The organism is Rhizobium aouanii, assembly GCF_037002925.1.
Classification (GTDB): domain Bacteria; phylum Pseudomonadota; class Alphaproteobacteria; order Rhizobiales; family Rhizobiaceae; genus Rhizobium; species Rhizobium aouanii.
In genome coordinates, this window is the sequence record NZ_JBAMYD010000011.1 from 122,909 (window position 1) to 138,216 (window position 15,308).

General features: G+C 62.8%; 16 protein-coding genes. 5 read left to right on the top strand and 11 right to left on the bottom strand.

Translation table 11 applies throughout. From position 1 onward, the window contains the following. Positions 1-17: 17 nt before the first annotated feature. Genes phnK through phnG form a run of 5 tightly spaced genes read right to left on the bottom strand, consistent with a single transcriptional unit; the run spans position 18 to position 3,858 of the window. On the bottom strand, positions 18-794 hold the full coding sequence (gene phnK, locus V8P77_RS20030; RefSeq protein WP_335913932.1) for a phosphonate C-P lyase system protein PhnK: 777 nt from the start codon (positions 792-794) through the stop codon (positions 18-20). Then, a complete protein-coding gene (locus V8P77_RS20035; protein ID WP_003544415.1) occupies positions 791-1,666 on the bottom strand; it encodes an alpha-D-ribose 1-methylphosphonate 5-phosphate C-P-lyase PhnJ in 876 nt (291 codons plus the stop codon). Before V8P77_RS20035 ends, phnK begins: the two co-directional genes overlap by 4 nt. Continuing rightward, on the bottom strand, positions 1,663-2,769 hold the full coding sequence (locus tag V8P77_RS20040) for a carbon-phosphorus lyase complex subunit (RefSeq protein WP_335913933.1): 1,107 nt from the start codon (positions 2,767-2,769) through the stop codon (positions 1,663-1,665). The genes V8P77_RS20035 and V8P77_RS20040 overlap by 4 nt, the downstream gene beginning before the upstream one ends. Positions 2,770-2,773: 4 nt before the next feature. Then, the gene (gene phnH / locus V8P77_RS20045) at positions 2,774-3,382 is read right to left on the bottom strand and encodes a phosphonate C-P lyase system protein PhnH (protein ID WP_335913934.1); all 609 of its coding nucleotides are present in this window, start codon (positions 3,380-3,382) and stop codon (positions 2,774-2,776) included. After that, positions 3,382-3,858 (bottom strand): phosphonate C-P lyase system protein PhnG, encoded by a 477-nt coding sequence (gene phnG / locus V8P77_RS20050; protein WP_335913935.1) that lies wholly within the window; start codon positions 3,856-3,858, stop codon positions 3,382-3,384. The genes phnH and phnG overlap by 1 nt, the downstream gene beginning before the upstream one ends. Before the next feature lie 108 nt (positions 3,859-3,966). On the opposite strand from phnG, the gene phnF reads away from it, so the two are divergent. Then, positions 3,967-4,704, top strand: coding sequence for a phosphonate metabolism transcriptional regulator PhnF (gene phnF / locus V8P77_RS20055; protein ID WP_335913936.1), 738 nt, complete (start codon positions 3,967-3,969; stop codon positions 4,702-4,704). 39 nt (positions 4,705-4,743) lie between these two features. Here the strand turns inward: phnF and V8P77_RS20060 are convergent, their stop codons facing one another. The 6 genes from V8P77_RS20060 to mepA all read right to left on the bottom strand — a co-directional run bounded on the left by V8P77_RS20060 (position 4,744) and on the right by mepA (position 10,786). After that, the gene (locus V8P77_RS20060) at positions 4,744-5,379 is read right to left on the bottom strand and encodes a 2,3-bisphosphoglycerate-dependent phosphoglycerate mutase (RefSeq protein WP_335913937.1); all 636 of its coding nucleotides are present in this window, start codon (positions 5,377-5,379) and stop codon (positions 4,744-4,746) included. Between the two features lie 21 nt (positions 5,380-5,400). Beyond that, positions 5,401-6,225: a 4-hydroxy-tetrahydrodipicolinate reductase gene (dapB, locus tag V8P77_RS20065; protein WP_335913938.1), complete on the bottom strand. Its 825-nt coding sequence runs from the start codon at positions 6,223-6,225 to the stop codon at positions 5,401-5,403. A gap of 15 nt (positions 6,226-6,240) precedes the next feature. Next, a complete protein-coding gene (locus V8P77_RS20070; protein ID WP_335913939.1) occupies positions 6,241-8,028 on the bottom strand; it encodes an ABC transporter ATP-binding protein in 1,788 nt (595 codons plus the stop codon). Positions 8,029-8,175: 147 nt separating this feature from the next. Further along, positions 8,176-9,201, bottom strand: coding sequence for a glucokinase (locus V8P77_RS20075; RefSeq protein WP_335913940.1), 1,026 nt, complete (start codon positions 9,199-9,201; stop codon positions 8,176-8,178). A 17-nt stretch (positions 9,202-9,218) separates the two neighbouring features. Continuing rightward, on the bottom strand, positions 9,219-9,599 hold the full coding sequence (locus tag V8P77_RS20080; protein ID WP_335913941.1) for a methylglyoxal synthase: 381 nt from the start codon (positions 9,597-9,599) through the stop codon (positions 9,219-9,221). Between the two features lie 113 nt (positions 9,600-9,712). Continuing rightward, the gene (gene mepA / locus V8P77_RS20085) at positions 9,713-10,786 is read right to left on the bottom strand and encodes a penicillin-insensitive murein endopeptidase (protein ID WP_335913942.1); all 1,074 of its coding nucleotides are present in this window, start codon (positions 10,784-10,786) and stop codon (positions 9,713-9,715) included. 47 nt (positions 10,787-10,833) lie between these two features. Here mepA and V8P77_RS20090 point away from each other — a divergent pair, with 47 nt between their 5' ends. From V8P77_RS20090 to V8P77_RS20105, 4 genes are all read left to right on the top strand, one after another. Continuing rightward, entirely contained in the window at positions 10,834-11,049 is a 216-nt protein-coding gene (locus V8P77_RS20090; protein ID WP_335913943.1) for a hypothetical protein, read from the top strand. Further along, positions 11,050-12,882, top strand: coding sequence for an extracellular solute-binding protein (locus V8P77_RS20095; protein WP_335913944.1), 1,833 nt, complete (start codon positions 11,050-11,052; stop codon positions 12,880-12,882). 150 nt (positions 12,883-13,032) lie between these two features. Beyond that, the gene (locus V8P77_RS20100) at positions 13,033-14,121 is read left to right on the top strand and encodes a microcin C ABC transporter permease YejB (RefSeq protein ID WP_017962784.1); all 1,089 of its coding nucleotides are present in this window, start codon (positions 13,033-13,035) and stop codon (positions 14,119-14,121) included. Continuing rightward, positions 14,121-15,269 (top strand): ABC transporter permease, encoded by a 1,149-nt coding sequence (locus V8P77_RS20105; protein ID WP_094086970.1) that lies wholly within the window; start codon positions 14,121-14,123, stop codon positions 15,267-15,269. The genes V8P77_RS20100 and V8P77_RS20105 overlap by 1 nt, the downstream gene beginning before the upstream one ends. The last annotated feature ends 39 nt before the right edge of the window (positions 15,270-15,308 follow it).

Below are 15,308 nucleotides of genomic sequence, written 5' to 3' on the forward strand. Positions count from 1 at the left end.
TTCCTTGGTTTCTGGCCTCAGACCTGCAGGATCGAGGAGACGAGCAGCTGCGTATAGGGTTCGCGCGGGTCGTCGAGCACGCGGTCGGTGAGCCCGTGTTCGATGACGTAGCCGTCCTTCATCACCATCATCCGGTGCGAGAGAAGACGGGCGACGGCGAGATCGTGGGTGACGATGATGGCCGAGAGGCCGAGATCGTTGACGAGGCCGCGCACGAGGTCGAGCAGTCGCGCCTGCACCGAGACGTCGAGGCCGCCGGTCGGCTCGTCCATGAAGACGAGGCGTGGGCCGGTGACCAGGTTGCGGGCGATCTGCAATCGCTGGCGCATGCCGCCGGAAAAGGCACGCGGCTGGTCGTCGATGCGGTCAGCGTCGATCTCGACGCGTTCGAGCCAGTCGATCGCCGAAGCGCGGATCTTGCCGTAGTGCCGGTCGCCGATCGCCATCAGCCGTTCGCCGACATTGGCGCCGGCAGAAACGGTCATGCGCAGGCCGTCGGCCGGGTTCTGGTGCACGAAGCCCCAGTCGGTGCGCATCAGGAAACGCCGCTCGGCCTCGTTCATGCGATAGAGATCGCGGTAGCTTCCGTCGCGCATGTGATATTCGACGCTGCCGGTGCTCGGCAGCAGCCGGGTGGAGAGGCAGTTGAGCAGCGTCGTCTTGCCGGAGCCCGATTCACCGACGATGGCGAGCACTTCGCCGGGCCAGAGCTCGAAGGAGACGTCGCGGCAGCCAATGCGGTTGCCGTAGAATTTCGAAACGTCACGGACTTTGAGGAGGGACGTATCGCTCATTCTGCAGCCTCCCGGGCCAGCATCTCGCCGGCATGTCCATGCGCGCGGCGGTCTTCGCAATGATCGGTGTCGGAGCAGACGAACATGCGCCCGCCCTTGTCGTCGAGAACCACTTCGTCGAGATAGACGTCCTCGGCGCCGCAAAGGGCGCAGGGTTTGTCGAAGCGCTGGATATCGAAGGGATAATCCTCGAAATCCAGGCTGACGACGTCGGTATAGGGTGGAACCGCATAGATGCGCTTCTCGCGCCCGGCGCCGAAGAGCTGCAGTGCGTCCGACATATGCATCTTCGGATTGTCGAATTTCGGCGTCGGCGACGGGTCCATGACATAGCGGCCATGGACCTTCACCGGATAGGCGTAAGTCCGCGAGATGCGGCCGTTATGGGCGATGTCCTCGTAGAGCTTCACATGCATGAGGCCGTATTCTTCGAGCGCATGCATCTTGCGGGTCTCGGTCTCGCGCGGCTCGAGGAAACGCAGCGGCTCGGGGATCGGCACCTGGTAGACGAGCACCTGCCCGACCCCGAGCTTTTCCTCGGGAATGCGGTGGCGCGTCTGGATGATCGTCGCATCCTTGGTATGCGTCGTCACCGCGACATTGGCGACCTTCTGGAAGAAGGCGCGGATCGAAACGGCGTTGGTCGTGTCGTCGGCGCCCTGGTCGATGACCTTCAGCACGTCGTCAGGTCCGATGATCGAGGCCGTCACCTGCACGCCGCCGGTGCCCCAGCCGTAGGGCATCGGCATTTCGCGCGAGGCGAAGGGCACCTGGTAACCCGGAATAGCGATCGCCTTCAGGATGGCGCGGCGGATCATCCGCTTGGTCTGTTCGTCGAGATAGGCGAAGTTGTAGCTGGCCAGATCGGTCATTCGGCGGCTTCCTTCATGTCTTCGCCACCGTTGCGGGCGGCGTCGAATTCGCGGCGCATGCGGCGGACGAGATCGAGTTCCGCCTGGAAGTCCACATAATGCGGAAGTTTCAGGTGCTCGACGAAGCCCGTCGCCTGGACGTTGTCGGAGTGCGAGATGACGAATTCCTCGTCCTGTGCCGGTGCGGTGATATCCTCGCCGAGTTCTTCGGCGCGAAGCGCCCGGTCGACCAGTGACATCGCCATCGCCTTGCGCTCGCTCTGGCCGAAGACCAGGCCGTAGCCGCGGGTAAATTGCGGCGGCGCCTTGGCCGAACCCTTGAACTGGTTGACCATCTGGCATTCGGTGATCTGGATCGTGCCGAGCGAGACGGCGAAACCGAGTTCCGGCACGTCGAATTCCACCTCGACGTCGCCGATGCGGATTTCACCGGTGAAGGGGTGATTGCGGCCGTAGCCGCGCTGGGTGGAATAACCGAGCGCCAGCAGGAAGCCCTCGTCGCCGCGGGCAAGCGCCTGCAGGCGGAGATCCCGTGTCATCGGGAATTCCATCGGCTCTCGGGTCAGGTCGCCGATTTCGTGATCTTCCGGCATGTCGCCGTCGGCCTCGATCAGGCCCTCTTCGCCGAGGATCTCGGAGACGCGCATGACGCGACCGGTCTCGGCGGCGCGCTGGGCGGGGGTCTCGACCGCCTCGTCCGAAAGCAGCGAGGGATCGAGCAGGCGGTGGGTATAGTCGAAGGTGGGCCCAAGAAGCTGCCCGCCCGGCAGATCCTTGTAGGTCGCCGAGATGCGGCGTTCGATCGTCATATCAGCCGTGTCGAGCGGCTTCGAATAGCCGAAACGCGGCAGTGTCGGGCGGTAGGCGCGCAGCAGGAAGATCGCCTCGATCATGTCGCCCCGCGATTGGCGGATGGCAAGGGCTGCGAGCCTGCGGTCGAAAAGCGAAGCCTCGGCCATGACGCGATCGACGGCGAGCGCCAGCTGCGCCACGATCTGGTCAATGCCGATCGCCGGCAGCGAACGGTCGCCGCGGCGGCGGTCGGCGAGCAGGCGGTGGGCATTGGCGATGGCGGTCTCGCCACCCTTGACGGCAACATACATGAGCTCAGATCTCCGTTGCTGTGATCTTGGTGGTGCGCGGCAGGCAGAGGAAGCGCTTGGCCGATGTCAGTACGATGTCGACGCCGCGCGGAAAGAGCGCACAGTTCTCGGTCCAGAGCCGCAGGAAAGTCTCCGGCAGGCCGATAGGCGCCATCTCCGTTACACTCTGGATGCCCGGACCCATCAGCGCCAGCCTGCGGCCGCCCTCGAGTTCGGCGAGCTCGATGATGAGGGTCGTAGAGCGGTCTGGATATTCCTGCGTGCCTGACGCAAAGAGGCCGAAGGAGGAAAGTGCGGTGCCGGCCTCGGTGAAGGCAAAGCGCGCCTCGGCCTTTTCGGTCGTCAGCGGCGCGCCGGTGTGGAAGCCGAGCCACTCCGGCACGGCGGATTTCGCCAGTCCCTGGGAAAGCCAGACGGGCGTGTCGTGGTCGCAAAGCGTCAGCGCGATCGTGCCGGCGGCGATGCCGAGCGGCGCCGGCGGAGCGACGTCGGGCTGGACGGTCTGGATCGTGCCGGGGCGCGCCATGCCGTCCATCAGCATCTTAAAGACGCTTTGGGCATGGAAGACCGGCTCGGCAAAGCCGCCGGTCAGAGCTTCTGTCTTCAGGCCCATCAGTTGTCTCCCCGCACCATGGTGAAGAAATCGACGCGGGTTGCGGCCGTCTCGTCCGCCTTGCGGCGTTCGGCATCGGCGATCCGCTCAGTGATCGGCAAAAGCAGTGCCTGTTCGACGAAGTCCTTCGTCGCATCCTCCTGCCAGAGCGCGTCGAAGATCGCCGCAAGCCTGGCCTTCTCGCGGTCGGTGCCGAGCGCCTGCGCATGGCCGACCGAGCCGGAGTCGAGCCGGACCGTGGCCCGCGTCACGGTCACTTCGCCCAGATTGAAAGGAGCGCCGCCGCCGCCGATGCGTCCGCGAACCATCACCAGCCCGGTTTCCGGTCCACGCACCGGATGGGCAACAGGCTCTTCCGGCAATGCATCGAAGACCGCCTGGAGTTCGCTGCGTTCCGCCCGCGCCAGCAGATCGGCGGCGCGTTTGCGCCCGGATGCCGTCTGTGACGCAGCGTCTGTCCTGTCCGCTGATATCATCACCGCTTCCCTTAAAATGTCTATTGATATAGACAACCATACAAGATACACTTAGCTCTAAATCGATGTCGTGACAAGCGTGTGACATCGTGAGCAAGCAGGGGCGGAATGGCGGGATTGAAGCAGGTGCAAAGGCAGACCGGCGTGGCGCTCTGGCGCCAGATTGCCGACCGGATTCGCGAAGCGATCAGCACCGGAGCCTATGATGAAACGGGAATGGTGCCGCCGGAAACCATGTTGGCGCTGCAATTCGGCGTCAACCGGCATACGGTGCGCAGCGCGCTGGCGGCGCTGGCGCAGGAAGGCATCGTCCGTGCGGTACAAGGTCGCGGCACGCTGATCGAGCGCAAGGAGCGGCTGAATTTCCCGATCACCAGGCGCACGCGCTTCACTGCCGGCATCGGCGACCAGGCGCGCGAGATGCGCGGCCTTCTGCTCGATGAAGCCAAGGAAGAGGCGAGCACCGAGATTGCCCGCTGGCTGGGCTTGAAGCCAAGAGCACAGGTGATCCGCCTGGAAACGTTGCGCGAGGCCGACAAGCGGCCGGTTTCAAGGGCGACGAGCTGGTTTCCCGCCGAACGTTTCGCCGGCATCGGCGAGGCCTATCGCAAGCGCGAATCGATCACCAAGGCTTTCGCCGAACTCGGCCTGCCGGACTATGTGCGCGCCACGACCGAGGTGACGGCCGCTCATGCGAGTGCAGCCGATATGGCAGATTTGGAACTCACCCCCGGCGCGATCCTTCTGATCGCCAAGGCGATGAATACCGATCTTGAGGGTGTGCCGGTGCAATATTCGATCAGCCGCTTCGCGGCCGACCGGGTGCAGTTCACCATCGAGAACTGAGCGCCTTTCCCCGCCGAAGCGGGGAAAGATCAGCTGACATCAATGCGCGCCCGACATATCGCCGAGCACTTCCTTGGAAGCGACGGTAGAATCCGCCTTCAGCTTGTAGACCATCGGCACGCCGGTCGCGAGGTTGAGGGCGAGCACACCTTCTTTGTTCAGCTTGTCGAGCACCATGACAAGCGAACGCAGCGAATTGCCGTGTGCGGCAACCAGCACCTTTTCGCCCCTGAGCACACGCGGCAGGATTTCGGTGAGGTAGTAGGGCCAGACGCGGGCGCCGGTGTCGCGCAGGCTTTCACCGCCGGGCGGCGGCACGTCATAGGAACGGCGCCAGATATGCACCTGTTCCTCGCCCCATTTGGCGCGCGCATCGTCCTTGTTGAGGCCGGAGAGGTCGCCGTAGTCGCGCTCGTTCAGCGCCTGATCGCGAATCGTCAGGAGATCGGGCTGGCCGACCTTGTCGAGGATCAGCTTCAGCGTGTGCTGCGCACGCACCAGCACCGAGGTGTAGGCGACGTCGAATTTGATCCCGTATTCCGCAAGTGCGGCACCACCGGCATTGGCTTCCTGAACGCCGAGCTCCGTCAGATCGGGATCCTTCCAGCCGGTGAAGAGATTCTTCAGGTTCCAGTCACTCTGGCCGTGGCGAACGAGGACGAGGGTACCGCTCATGAATATGCCTCCGTAGTATCGTTATGGGGAAGAAAGCCCGAGCACGTCGAGCATGGAATAGAGACCCGGCTTCTTGTCGCGCGCCCAGAGGGCCGCCTTGATGGCGCCGCGGGCGAAGATCGAGCGGTCGGCCGCACTGTGCGACAAGGTGACGATTTCGCCTTCGCCGGCAAAAAGCACGGAATGCTCGCCGATGACGGAGCCACCGCGCAGTGTCGCAAAGCCGATCGTACCCGCCTCGCGGGCGCCGGTATGGCCGTCGCGCACCCGGACCGACTTCGAAGCAAGATCGATGCCGCGCCCTTTTGCCGCTGCCTCGCCGAGGAGAAGGGCGGTGCCGGACGGCGCATCTACCTTGTGCTTGTGGTGCATTTCCAGGATCTCGATATCCCAGTCATCAGGATCGAGCGCACGCGCTGCCTGCTCCGCGAGCACGCCGAGCAGATTGACCCCGAGGCTCATATTGCCTGACTTGACGACGCGCGCATGGCGGGCCGCCGCGGCGATCCTGGCATTGTCGTCGTCCGAACAGCCGGTCGTGCCGACGACATGGACGATGCGGGCCTGCGCGGCGAGGCCTGAAAATTCCACCGTTGCGGCAGGCGAGGTGAAGTCGAGCACGCCTTCGGCATCCAGAAAGGCGTTGAGCGGATCGTCGCCGATGATGACGCCGGTCGGGCCGAGGCCGGCGATCTCGCCGGCATCCTTGCCGACGAAGGGCGAGCCGGCGCGCTCCACGGCGGCATGCAGGCTCACGCCCTCGATGGAATGGATGAGCCGGATCAGCGTCTGCCCCATGCGTCCTGCTGCGCCAACCACCGCCAGTTTCATCGCAGCATCGCTCATGTCAGTCTCACCAGGTCAGTTTGAATCGGAGGCCGAAGGCCTCTGCAGGTTGTTGAGGCGAGCGTAAAGACCGTCGCTGACCTTCGCAAGCGTCTCGTGATTGCCTTCCTCGACGACGCGGCCCTGCTGCATGACGACGATCTTGTCGGCCCGCACCACGGTCGAAAGCCGATGGGCGATGACGACGACGGTGCGTCCGCTCATCGCCTCGTCGAGCGCCTTCTGCACGGCGGCTTCGGATTCGGTGTCGAGGGCGGAGGTCGCCTCGTCGAGAAGCAGGATCGGCGCATTGCGCACCAAAGCGCGCGCGATCGATAGCCGCTGGCGCTGGCCGCCCGAAAGCGTCACGCCGTTCTCGCCGACCGGCGTCTCGTAACCTTGCGGCTGCGCAGAGATGAAGTCATGCGCATAGGCAAGCCGCGCCGCCTCTTCCACCTCGGCATCGCTCGCTTCCGGCCGGCCATAGCGGATATTGTCGCGGATCGTGCCCTCGAACAGATAGGGCTGCTGCGAGACATAGGCGAGCTGCTGGCGCAGCGACTTTTTGGTGATGTGGGCGATGTCCTGTCCGTCGATCAGGATTTCGCCCTCGCGCGGATCGTAGAAGCGCGGAATGAGGCTGATCACGGTGGATTTGCCGGCGCCGGAGGGGCCGACCAGCGCTGTGGTCGCGCCGCCCTCGGCGGTGAAGCTGACGCCGCTGAGCACGCTCTCATTGCCGTAGGCGAAGGACACATTGCGGAATTCGATCCTCGCCTGCGTCACCGTCAGCGGCCGGGCATCCGGCAGGTCGCGCTGGCGCGGTTCCATGTCGAGCAGTTCATAGATCATCCGCGCATTGACGACGGCACGCTCCATCTGCACCTGCAGGCGGGCAAGCCGGCGGGCCGGATCATAGGCAAGCAGCAGCGCCGTGACGAAGGAGAAGAAGGCGCCCGGCGGCACATTGAAGTAGATCGAGCGGTAGGCGGCATAGGCAAGCACGCTGGCGACGGCAAAGCCTGCGAAGCTTTCCGTCAGCGGAGAGGTGCGTTCGGAAAGCCGGGCAATCCGGTTCGCCCGGTTTTCGGCGCCCTTGATGAGCTTGTTGACCTTGCGCTCCAGTTCTTCTTCCATCGTGAAGGCTTTCACGATGGCGATGCCCTGGATCGTCTCCTGCATGGCGCCGAGAACGTGGCTGTTCAGATGCACGGCCTCGCGGGTCGCCGAGCGCAGCCGCTTGGAAACATAGCGCAATGCATAAAGCAGCGGCGGCGCCATGATGAACACGGCAAGGCTGAGCAGCGGATCCTGGATGATCATCACGGCGAGCAGCGAAACGAAGGTCAGCAGGTCGCGCACCGTCGAGGTGATCGTCAGGTTGAGCACGTCGCGGATGCCGCTGACATTCTGGCTCACCTGCGCGGCGATATGGGCCGAGCGCGCCTCGCTGAAGAAGCCGACCGAAAGCGTCATCAGATGCGCATAGAGCCGGCGCTGGTAGCGGGCGACGATATCGTTGCCGACCCTGGAAAGCGCCACCGCCTGGCCATAGCTCGCAAAACCGCGCAGCACGAAGGCGATGAAGATCGAAAGACAGATGATCCAGACGACGTCGGCGCGGCGATTGGCGAAGGCCTCGTCGATGATCGCCCGCATGATCCAGGCGGTGAATGCCGTCGAAAGCGCCACCACGATGAGGCAGGCGATCGCAAAGACGTAGCCCCACAGATGATCGCGGCCGTTTTCAGCGATGATGCGCTTCAGGATGCCGGTTACGGTATCGCTGTTGACGCTCTGCGTTCTGCTTTCCGCCGCTTCCAAATAGGGTTTCCTGTCTCGGGCCAAGCGCCCCGCGAGGGCGACACGCACTTTTGCCGGGGTCTATAAAGAGTTGGGACCGGTTTGGCTAGAGCGCCGCGCGTCCGGATGGGACGCGCCAAGAACGCTCTATTGCCTTGCATGCCGAGCTTAGCGCCGCCAGCGGCGGCCTTCCGTCGAGACGCCGAAATTCGCCGGCATGCGCGCATAGGAGGAAAGCCCGGCAAGCGCCGCCAGCGGATGTGTCACCACATAGGTCGGGATGGTGCGAAGCAGCGCCGTATGCGGCGCCTTGTCCTCGAAGGCGATGCGGAATTCCGGTCTCTTCAGTGCCGGGAGGATTTTCTGCGAAATGCCGCCTGAGAGATAGACGCCGCCGCGCGCCATGAACACCATCGCCATGTCGCCCGCCACGCGGCCGAGATAGGTGGCAAACAGCGAGACGGTCTCTACCGCCGCCTTGTCGCTGCCGGCAAGCGCGTGCGAGGTGATATCGGCGGGATCCTTCATCGTCGGCGCGATGCCGTCGACCACGCAGATGGCATGGTAGAGGTTGACGAGGCCGCGGCCGCAGAGGATCTGCTCGGCCGAGACGCGGCCTTCGATCGTCTCGATATGCGGGAAGATTTCATAGTCGCGCTTGCTGCGCGGCCCGAGATCGACATGGCCGCCTTCGCCGGGAACCGGGATCCAGCTGTGCTGGGCATGCACGAGCCCGCCGACGCCGAGGCCGGTGCCCGGTCCGAGCACGACGCGCGAGGCGATCATGTCGCCGGTGGCGTTGCCGATGCGCTCGCGGTTTTCATCCGAAAGTGCGGCGATCGCCAGCGCCTGCGCCTCGAAATCGTTGACGACGAGTACGTCCTCGATGCCGAGGCCCTCGATCATCGTCTTTGGCCGCACCACCCAGTCGCAATTGGTCAGCGGGATTTCGTCATCGTTGATCGGGCCGGCGACGGCAAGGATCGCCGAGCGCGGCTGCACGGCGGTCTTGTCGAGCACGCCTTGCTGGATCGCTTCGTCGATCGTGGCGAAATCCGCCGTGCGCACGTTCGGAAACTGCTTCGGCTCGGCATAGGCATCGGTCAGGATGGAGAAGCGGGCATTCGTGCCGCCGATATCGCCGATCAGGATCGGGAAAGGCAGCGGAGCGGTGCTGTTGTTCGGTTTTGGCATGGCCGGTTCCGTGCTGATCAGGCTTTAAGTGTGGGAAGGAGTTTTATAGCGGTCGCGTGGTTGAGCGCCATCGGAATATCGTAGACGATCGCCAGCCGCATCAGCGCCTTCACGTCGACATCGTGCGGCATCGGCGTCAAGGGGTCGACGAAGAAGATCAGGGCGTCGACCTCGCCGGTCGAAATCAGCGCGCCGATCTGCTGGTCGCCGCCGAGCGGTCCGCTCTTCAGCCTCGCAACGTTGAGATCGGGGGCGGCGTCGAGCACGCGCCCGCCGGTGGTGCCGGTGGCGACGATCTTCCAATGGGAGAGAATGTCCCTGTTGGCGCGGGCGAAATCCGCCATTTCGTCTTTCTTCTGGTCATGCGCAATCAATGCAAGGCATTTGCCGCCGGCCATCAACCCCTCCGCCCGAGAAATTCAATCGATTTGACCGCTTTATACCAAGAATTTGCGATTTGAAAGACAGCTATCCCGGGTCACCGTCCCCGGGTTCGGTCCCAGGACCTCGATCATTGTATCGCCGGCTTGTCGTTCGGAACCGGGCCGACATCGGGCAGAGCGCCATCGGCATCGGCGGCAGGGGCTGCTGCCGGAGCGGCGGCGAGCGCGCTTGCGGCGGAAGCTCCGCCGTAGGTGGCTGCCTGCATCGAGGCGACGGATGCAGCATTGAGCACGGCGGCGCAGGCCTTCGGCAGGTCGGAGACCATCATCTCGCGCGGCTTCGGCGGCTTGGCACCGGGCTTCGGCGGTTTCGGCGGCGCCCAAGGCGCCGGCGTGAACCAATAGGCGAGCGACTTGTCGCAGCCGTCGCCGGCGGGGACAGGAGCTTGCGGCGTGCATCCGGCAGCGCCCGGCGGGCATTTGATGCGGATGTGGAAATGCGAGTCATGGCCGTATATCGGCCGGAGCTTACCAAGGTTGGTGCGGTCGCCGGCCCAGGTGTCGCACATCTTCTTCTTGATCGCCGGATTGACGAAGATACGCTCCACCTCGGGATAGCTTGCCGCCAGCATCAGCAGCCGCGCGTGCGATTGCGTCCACACCTTGGGGTCGACGGTCAGGAACTTGCCCTTCTGCAGCATGGTGGTGAAGGGCAGATCCTGGCGCTCCTCGGCCGTCATGCGGCGCGTGGGCATCGGCGTAAACCAGATGTCGGCATCGAGGCCAATCTGGTGCGAGGAATGGCCGTTGAGCATCGGCCCGCCGCGTGGTTGCGCGATATCGCCGACAAGGATGCCCGGCCAGCCGGCATATTTGACCCCATCCTGCGAAAACCGCTCCAAGAGCGCGATCATCGCCGGATTGCCCCAGCGGCGATTGCGCGAAAGCCGCATCGCCTGCCAGGTCGGCCCGTCGGTCGGCAGCGCCACCGCACCCGTCATGCAGCCCTTTGCGTAAAAGCCGATCGGCTGTGCCGGCCCCTGTGTCGGCAGGCCGGCGGCGCCGAACTGCCCTTTGGCGCTCGCCGGGCTCGGCGTCTTCTGCTGGGCGCTGACATCGCCGGCGGCAAGGCTTGCGCCGATTGCGCCGGCAAGCGTCAGTTTGCCGAATGTCCTGAAAGCCTGAGCGAAGCCGAAAGCCATACTGTTCCCTTGAGTCGCTGCCGAAGTGATTTGCGATCGAACCTATCGTGAAAAGCAATTTTGGTGAATCGATGATTTGGCTGGCCGCCGTCGAAGGAGGCGGTGACGGATCGCCGCATGCTGCGAAGGCGACCGGAAGAGGCGACGCTCTGACACGAGCCGATGCTCAAAATTTCGCGCGCCCGGCAAAAACCGAATTCTCTCCTGTTTTTCGCCTGTATTTTTCGTATTGTCGAACCATCAATAATCAGGGGAAAGCGTGAATGGCGGCTCTGTGGTCGAAGATCGGTTTGCTTCTGTCGCTTGCGGGTGCCTTGGCGCCAATGACGGCAGCGGCTCAGGACCAGCCGTTTCTGATCGGAAGCTCGGTCATCAGCGAGATGAAGTACAAGCCGGGCTTTGCGCACTTCGACTACGTCAATCCCGATGCTCCGAAAGGCGGAGATCTGCGCCTCTCCGCAAGCGGCGCCTTCGACACCTTCAACCCGCTGCTTGCCAAAGGTCAGGCTGCAGTGGGCTTGACGCTCGTTTACGACACGTTGATGAAGCCCGCCGCCGACGAACTCCTCGTCTCCTACGGTCTGCTTGCCGAAGGGCTGTCTTTTCCCGCCGACGTCTCGAGCACGACTTTCCGCCTGCGCAAGGAAGCGAAATGGGCGGATGGTCAGCCGGTAACGCCCGAGGATGTCATCTTCAGCCTGGACAAGACCAAGGAGCTGAATCCCCTTACCGCGAACTATTACCGCCACGTGGTGAAGGCCGAAAAGACCGGTGATCACGACGTCACCTTCACCTTCGACGAGAAGAACAACCGGGAGCTCCCGAATATTCTCGGCCAGTTGGTGGTCGTGCCGAAACATTGGTGGGAGGGGCAGGGACCAGACGGCAAGCCACGCGATATCTCAAAGACGACGCTCGAGCCCGTGATGGGTTCGGGACCGTATAGGATCGCATCCTTCTCGCCTGGCGCGACGATCCGCTATGAACTGCGTGACGACTATTGGGGCAAGGACCTCAATGTGAATGTCGGCCAGAACAATTTCCGCAATGTCATCTACACCTACTTCGGCGATCGGGATGTCGAGTTCGAAGCCTTTCGTGCCGGCAATAGCGACTATTGGCAGGAGACCACGGCCGCTCGCTGGGCGACGGGATATGATTTTCCCGCGGTGAAGGAAGGACGCGTCAAGAAGGAAGAGGTCGCAAATCCGCTGCGCTCCACCGGTATCCTGCAGGCTCTGGTGCCCAATATGCGGCGTGACCTCTTTAAGGATGAGCGGGTCCGCGAGGCACTGAACTACGGTTTCGACTTCGAGGAGTTGAACCGCACGGTTGCCTTCAACAGCTACAAGCGTATCGACAGCTATTTCTGGAATACCGAGCTCGCCTCCTCCGGCCTGCCGCAGGGGCGTGAGTTGGAAATACTGCAGGGCATGAAGGACAAGGTTCCGCCCGAGGTCTTCACGACGCCCTATGCCAATCCCGTCGGCGGCGACCCGCAGAAAAGCCGCGACAATCTCCGCAAGGCGATTGCGCTTCTGAAGGAAGCGGGGTGGGAGATCAAGGGCAATCGCATGGTCAATACCAAGACCGGCCAGCCGATGAGTTTCGAGATCCTGTTGTCGAGCCCCATGCTGGAGCGCTGGGCGGTGCCCTATGCCAGCAATCTCAAGAAAATAGGCATAGATGCGCGCGTGCGGACGGTCGACGCCTCGCAGGCCGTCAATCGCGAACGCAGCTTCGATTACGACATGATCTGGAATGTCTGGGCCCAGACGATGAACCCTGGCAACGAACAGTCCGACTATTGGGGCTCCGGTTCGGTCAATCAGCAGGGGTCTCAAAATTACGCAGGCATTGCCAATCCGGCTGTCGATGAGCTCATCCGCATGATCATCTTCGCGCCGAACCGCGATGAACAGGTCGCGGCGATCAAGGCGATGGACAGGGTACTGCTTGCAAACCACTACGTCATCCCGCTGTTCTACCGCGGTACCCAGAACATCGTCTATTGGAACACGATCACGCATCCCGCCGAATTCCCGGCCTATAGCCTAGGCTTCCCCGATGCCTGGTGGTCGACCTCGGCGAAATGAGCGGGCTTGCATTGAAGGCGGCCTCGGCTCCAAATGGCGCAAGCGAATCACGACAAGCCGGTACGGCCGGCAAGGGAAGGCTGGCGGATTGAGCAGCATCGGACTGGACGGCAGGCAGACAAGAAGAAGATTTCCGGAGGCTGAAGGCTGATGGGCGCCTATGTCATTCGCCGCCTGCTTCTGATGATCCCGACCATCGTCGGCATCATGGCGATTTCCTTCATCGTCATTCAATTCGCACCGGGTGGTCCGGTCGAGCAGGTGATCGCCCAATTGACCGGCCAGGCCGATGGCGCCGATCAGCGCCTGTCCGGTGGCGGTGACCTGATGGGTGACGGAGGAGGGGACGAAGGCTCCAGATATCGCGGCGCCCAAGGGCTCGATCCTGAACTGATCGCCAAGCTCGAAAAACAGTTCGGCTTCGACAAGCCGCCGCTGACGCGTTTTGGCGAGATGATGTGGAATTACATCCGCTTCGATTTCGGCGAGAGCTTCTTCCGCAACACCTCCGTGCTCGACCTCATCAAGGAGAAGCTGCCGGTGTCGATCTCGCTCGGCATCTGGATACTGATCTTCTCCTATGCGATCTCCATCCCGCTCGGCATTCGCAAGGCGGTCAAGGACGGATCGACCTTCGACGTCTGGACCTCGGGTGTCATCGTCGTCGGCTACGCCGTGCCGAGCTTCCTCTTTGGCATTCTGCTGATCGTGCTTTTCGCCGGCGGCTCCTTCTACGACTGGTTTCCGCTGCGCGGCCTGGTTTCCGACAATTTCGATCAGCTCGCCTGGTGGCAGAAGCCGCTCGATTATTTCTGGCACCTCACCCTGCCGCTGATCTCGCTTTCGCTTGCAGCCTTCGCGACGACAACCTTGCTGACCAAGAATTCCTTCATCGAGGAGATCAAGAAGCAGTATGTCGTCACCGCCCGCGCCAAGGGTCTGAATGAGCGGCAGGTGCTTTACGGCCATATTTTCCGCAATGCCATGCTGATCATCATCGCCGGTTTCCCCGGCGCCTTCATCTCCGCCTTCTTCACCGGATCGCTGCTGATCGAAAATATCTTCTCGCTCGATGGCCTCGGCCGTCTCGGCTATCTCTCGGTGGTCAACCGGGATTATCCGATCGTCTTCGCCACACTCTACATCTTCTCGCTGCTCGGTCTGTTCGTCAGCTTGATTTCGGACCTGATCTACACCTGGATCGATCCGCGCATCGATTTCGAGCGGAGGGATGTCTGATGGACGCCGCCGCAAATCCTGTCACTGCAACCCCCGTCAAGCCGCCGCGCAAGGGGCTGCTGTCGCCGACCAACATCCGTCGCTGGAAGAACTTCCGGGCGAACGGCCGCGGCTACTGGTCGCTGTGGCTTTTCCTGCTGCTGTTCGGGCTCAGCCTGTTTGCAGAATTCCTTGCCAACGACCGACCGGTCATCGCCTCCTACAAGGGCGAAATCCTGTTTCCCGTGCTGATCGACTATCCCGAAGAGAAGTTCGGCGGCTTCCTGGCCGAAACCGACTACCGCTCCTCGGTGATCGCAGACGAGATCAACGCCAATGGCTGGATGATCTGGCCGCCGATCCGTTATTCCTACCGCTCGGTCAATTCGAACATTCCGCATTCGGCGCCGACCGCCCCGTTCTGGCTGATGACGAAGGAGGAGCGTTGCTCCGGCTATCCGCAAGGGATGAACGATCCCGCCTGCACCCTCGGCAATCTCAACTGGCTCGGCACCGATGACCAGGCCCGAGATGTGCTCGCCCGCGTCATCTATGGTTTCCGCATATCGGTGCTCTTCGGCCTGGCGCTCACCATCTGCTCGGCGATCATCGGCGTCACGGCAGGTGCGGTGCAGGGCTATTTCGGCGGCTGGACCGACCTCCTGCTGCAGCGTCTCATCGAAATCTGGTCGTCGATGCCGGTGCTTTACATCCTGCTGATCATCGCCGCCATTCTGCCGCCAGGCTTCTTCGTGCTGCTCGGCATCATGCTGCTCTTTTCCTGGGTGGGTTTCGTCGGCATCGTGCGCGCCGAATTCCTGCGCGCCCGCAATTTCGAATATGTCCGCGCCGCCCGCGCGCTCGGCGTCAACAACCGCACCATCATGTGGCGGCATATGCTGCCGAACGCCATGGTCGCGACGCTTACCTTCCTGCCCTTCATCCTCTCCGGATCGATCACGACGCTGACTTCGCTCGATTTCCTCGGCTTCGGCATGCCGCCCGGCTCCCCCTCGCTCGGCGAGATGATCGCTCAGGGCAAGACCAATCTGCAGGCGCCGTGGCTCGGGCTGACGGCCTTTTTCACCATGTCAATCATGCTTTCGCTACTGATCTTCATCGGCGAAGCGGTGCGCGATGCCTTCGATCCGAGGAAGACGTTTCAATGATTGGAGTCATCTCGTCATTTGCAGGCGTTCAGACTAAGG

Excerpts from the sequence above, each read along its gene's own strand:
- phnH (WP_335913934.1), bottom strand. The coding sequence starts at position 3,382 with ATGGGCCTGAAGACAGAAGCTCTGACCGGCGGCTTTGCCGAGCCGGTC.
- V8P77_RS20105 (WP_094086970.1), top strand. The coding sequence starts at position 14,121 with ATGGACGCCGCCGCAAATCCTGTCACTGCAACCCCCGTCAAGCCGCCG.
- phnK (WP_335913932.1), bottom strand. The coding sequence starts at position 794 with ATGAGCGATACGTCCCTCCTCAAAGTCCGTGACGTTTCGAAATTCTAC.
- phnG (WP_335913935.1), bottom strand. The coding sequence starts at position 3,858 with ATGATATCAGCGGACAGGACAGACGCTGCGTCACAGACGGCATCCGGG.
- V8P77_RS20060 (WP_335913937.1), bottom strand. The coding sequence starts at position 5,379 with ATGAGCGGTACCCTCGTCCTCGTTCGCCACGGCCAGAGTGACTGGAAC.
- V8P77_RS20040 (WP_335913933.1), bottom strand. The coding sequence starts at position 2,769 with ATGTATGTTGCCGTCAAGGGTGGCGAGACCGCCATCGCCAATGCCCAC.
- dapB (WP_335913938.1), bottom strand. The coding sequence starts at position 6,225 with ATGAGCGATGCTGCGATGAAACTGGCGGTGGTTGGCGCAGCAGGACGC.
- V8P77_RS20095 (WP_335913944.1), top strand. The coding sequence starts at position 11,050 with ATGGCGGCTCTGTGGTCGAAGATCGGTTTGCTTCTGTCGCTTGCGGGT.
- V8P77_RS20075 (WP_335913940.1), bottom strand. The coding sequence starts at position 9,201 with ATGCCAAAACCGAACAACAGCACCGCTCCGCTGCCTTTCCCGATCCTG.
- V8P77_RS20035 (WP_003544415.1), bottom strand. The coding sequence starts at position 1,666 with ATGACCGATCTGGCCAGCTACAACTTCGCCTATCTCGACGAACAGACC.
- phnF (WP_335913936.1), top strand. The coding sequence starts at position 3,967 with ATGGCGGGATTGAAGCAGGTGCAAAGGCAGACCGGCGTGGCGCTCTGG.
- V8P77_RS20100 (WP_017962784.1), top strand. The coding sequence starts at position 13,033 with ATGGGCGCCTATGTCATTCGCCGCCTGCTTCTGATGATCCCGACCATC.
- V8P77_RS20080 (WP_335913941.1), bottom strand. The coding sequence starts at position 9,599 with ATGGCCGGCGGCAAATGCCTTGCATTGATTGCGCATGACCAGAAGAAA.
- mepA (WP_335913942.1), bottom strand. The coding sequence starts at position 10,786 with ATGGCTTTCGGCTTCGCTCAGGCTTTCAGGACATTCGGCAAACTGACG.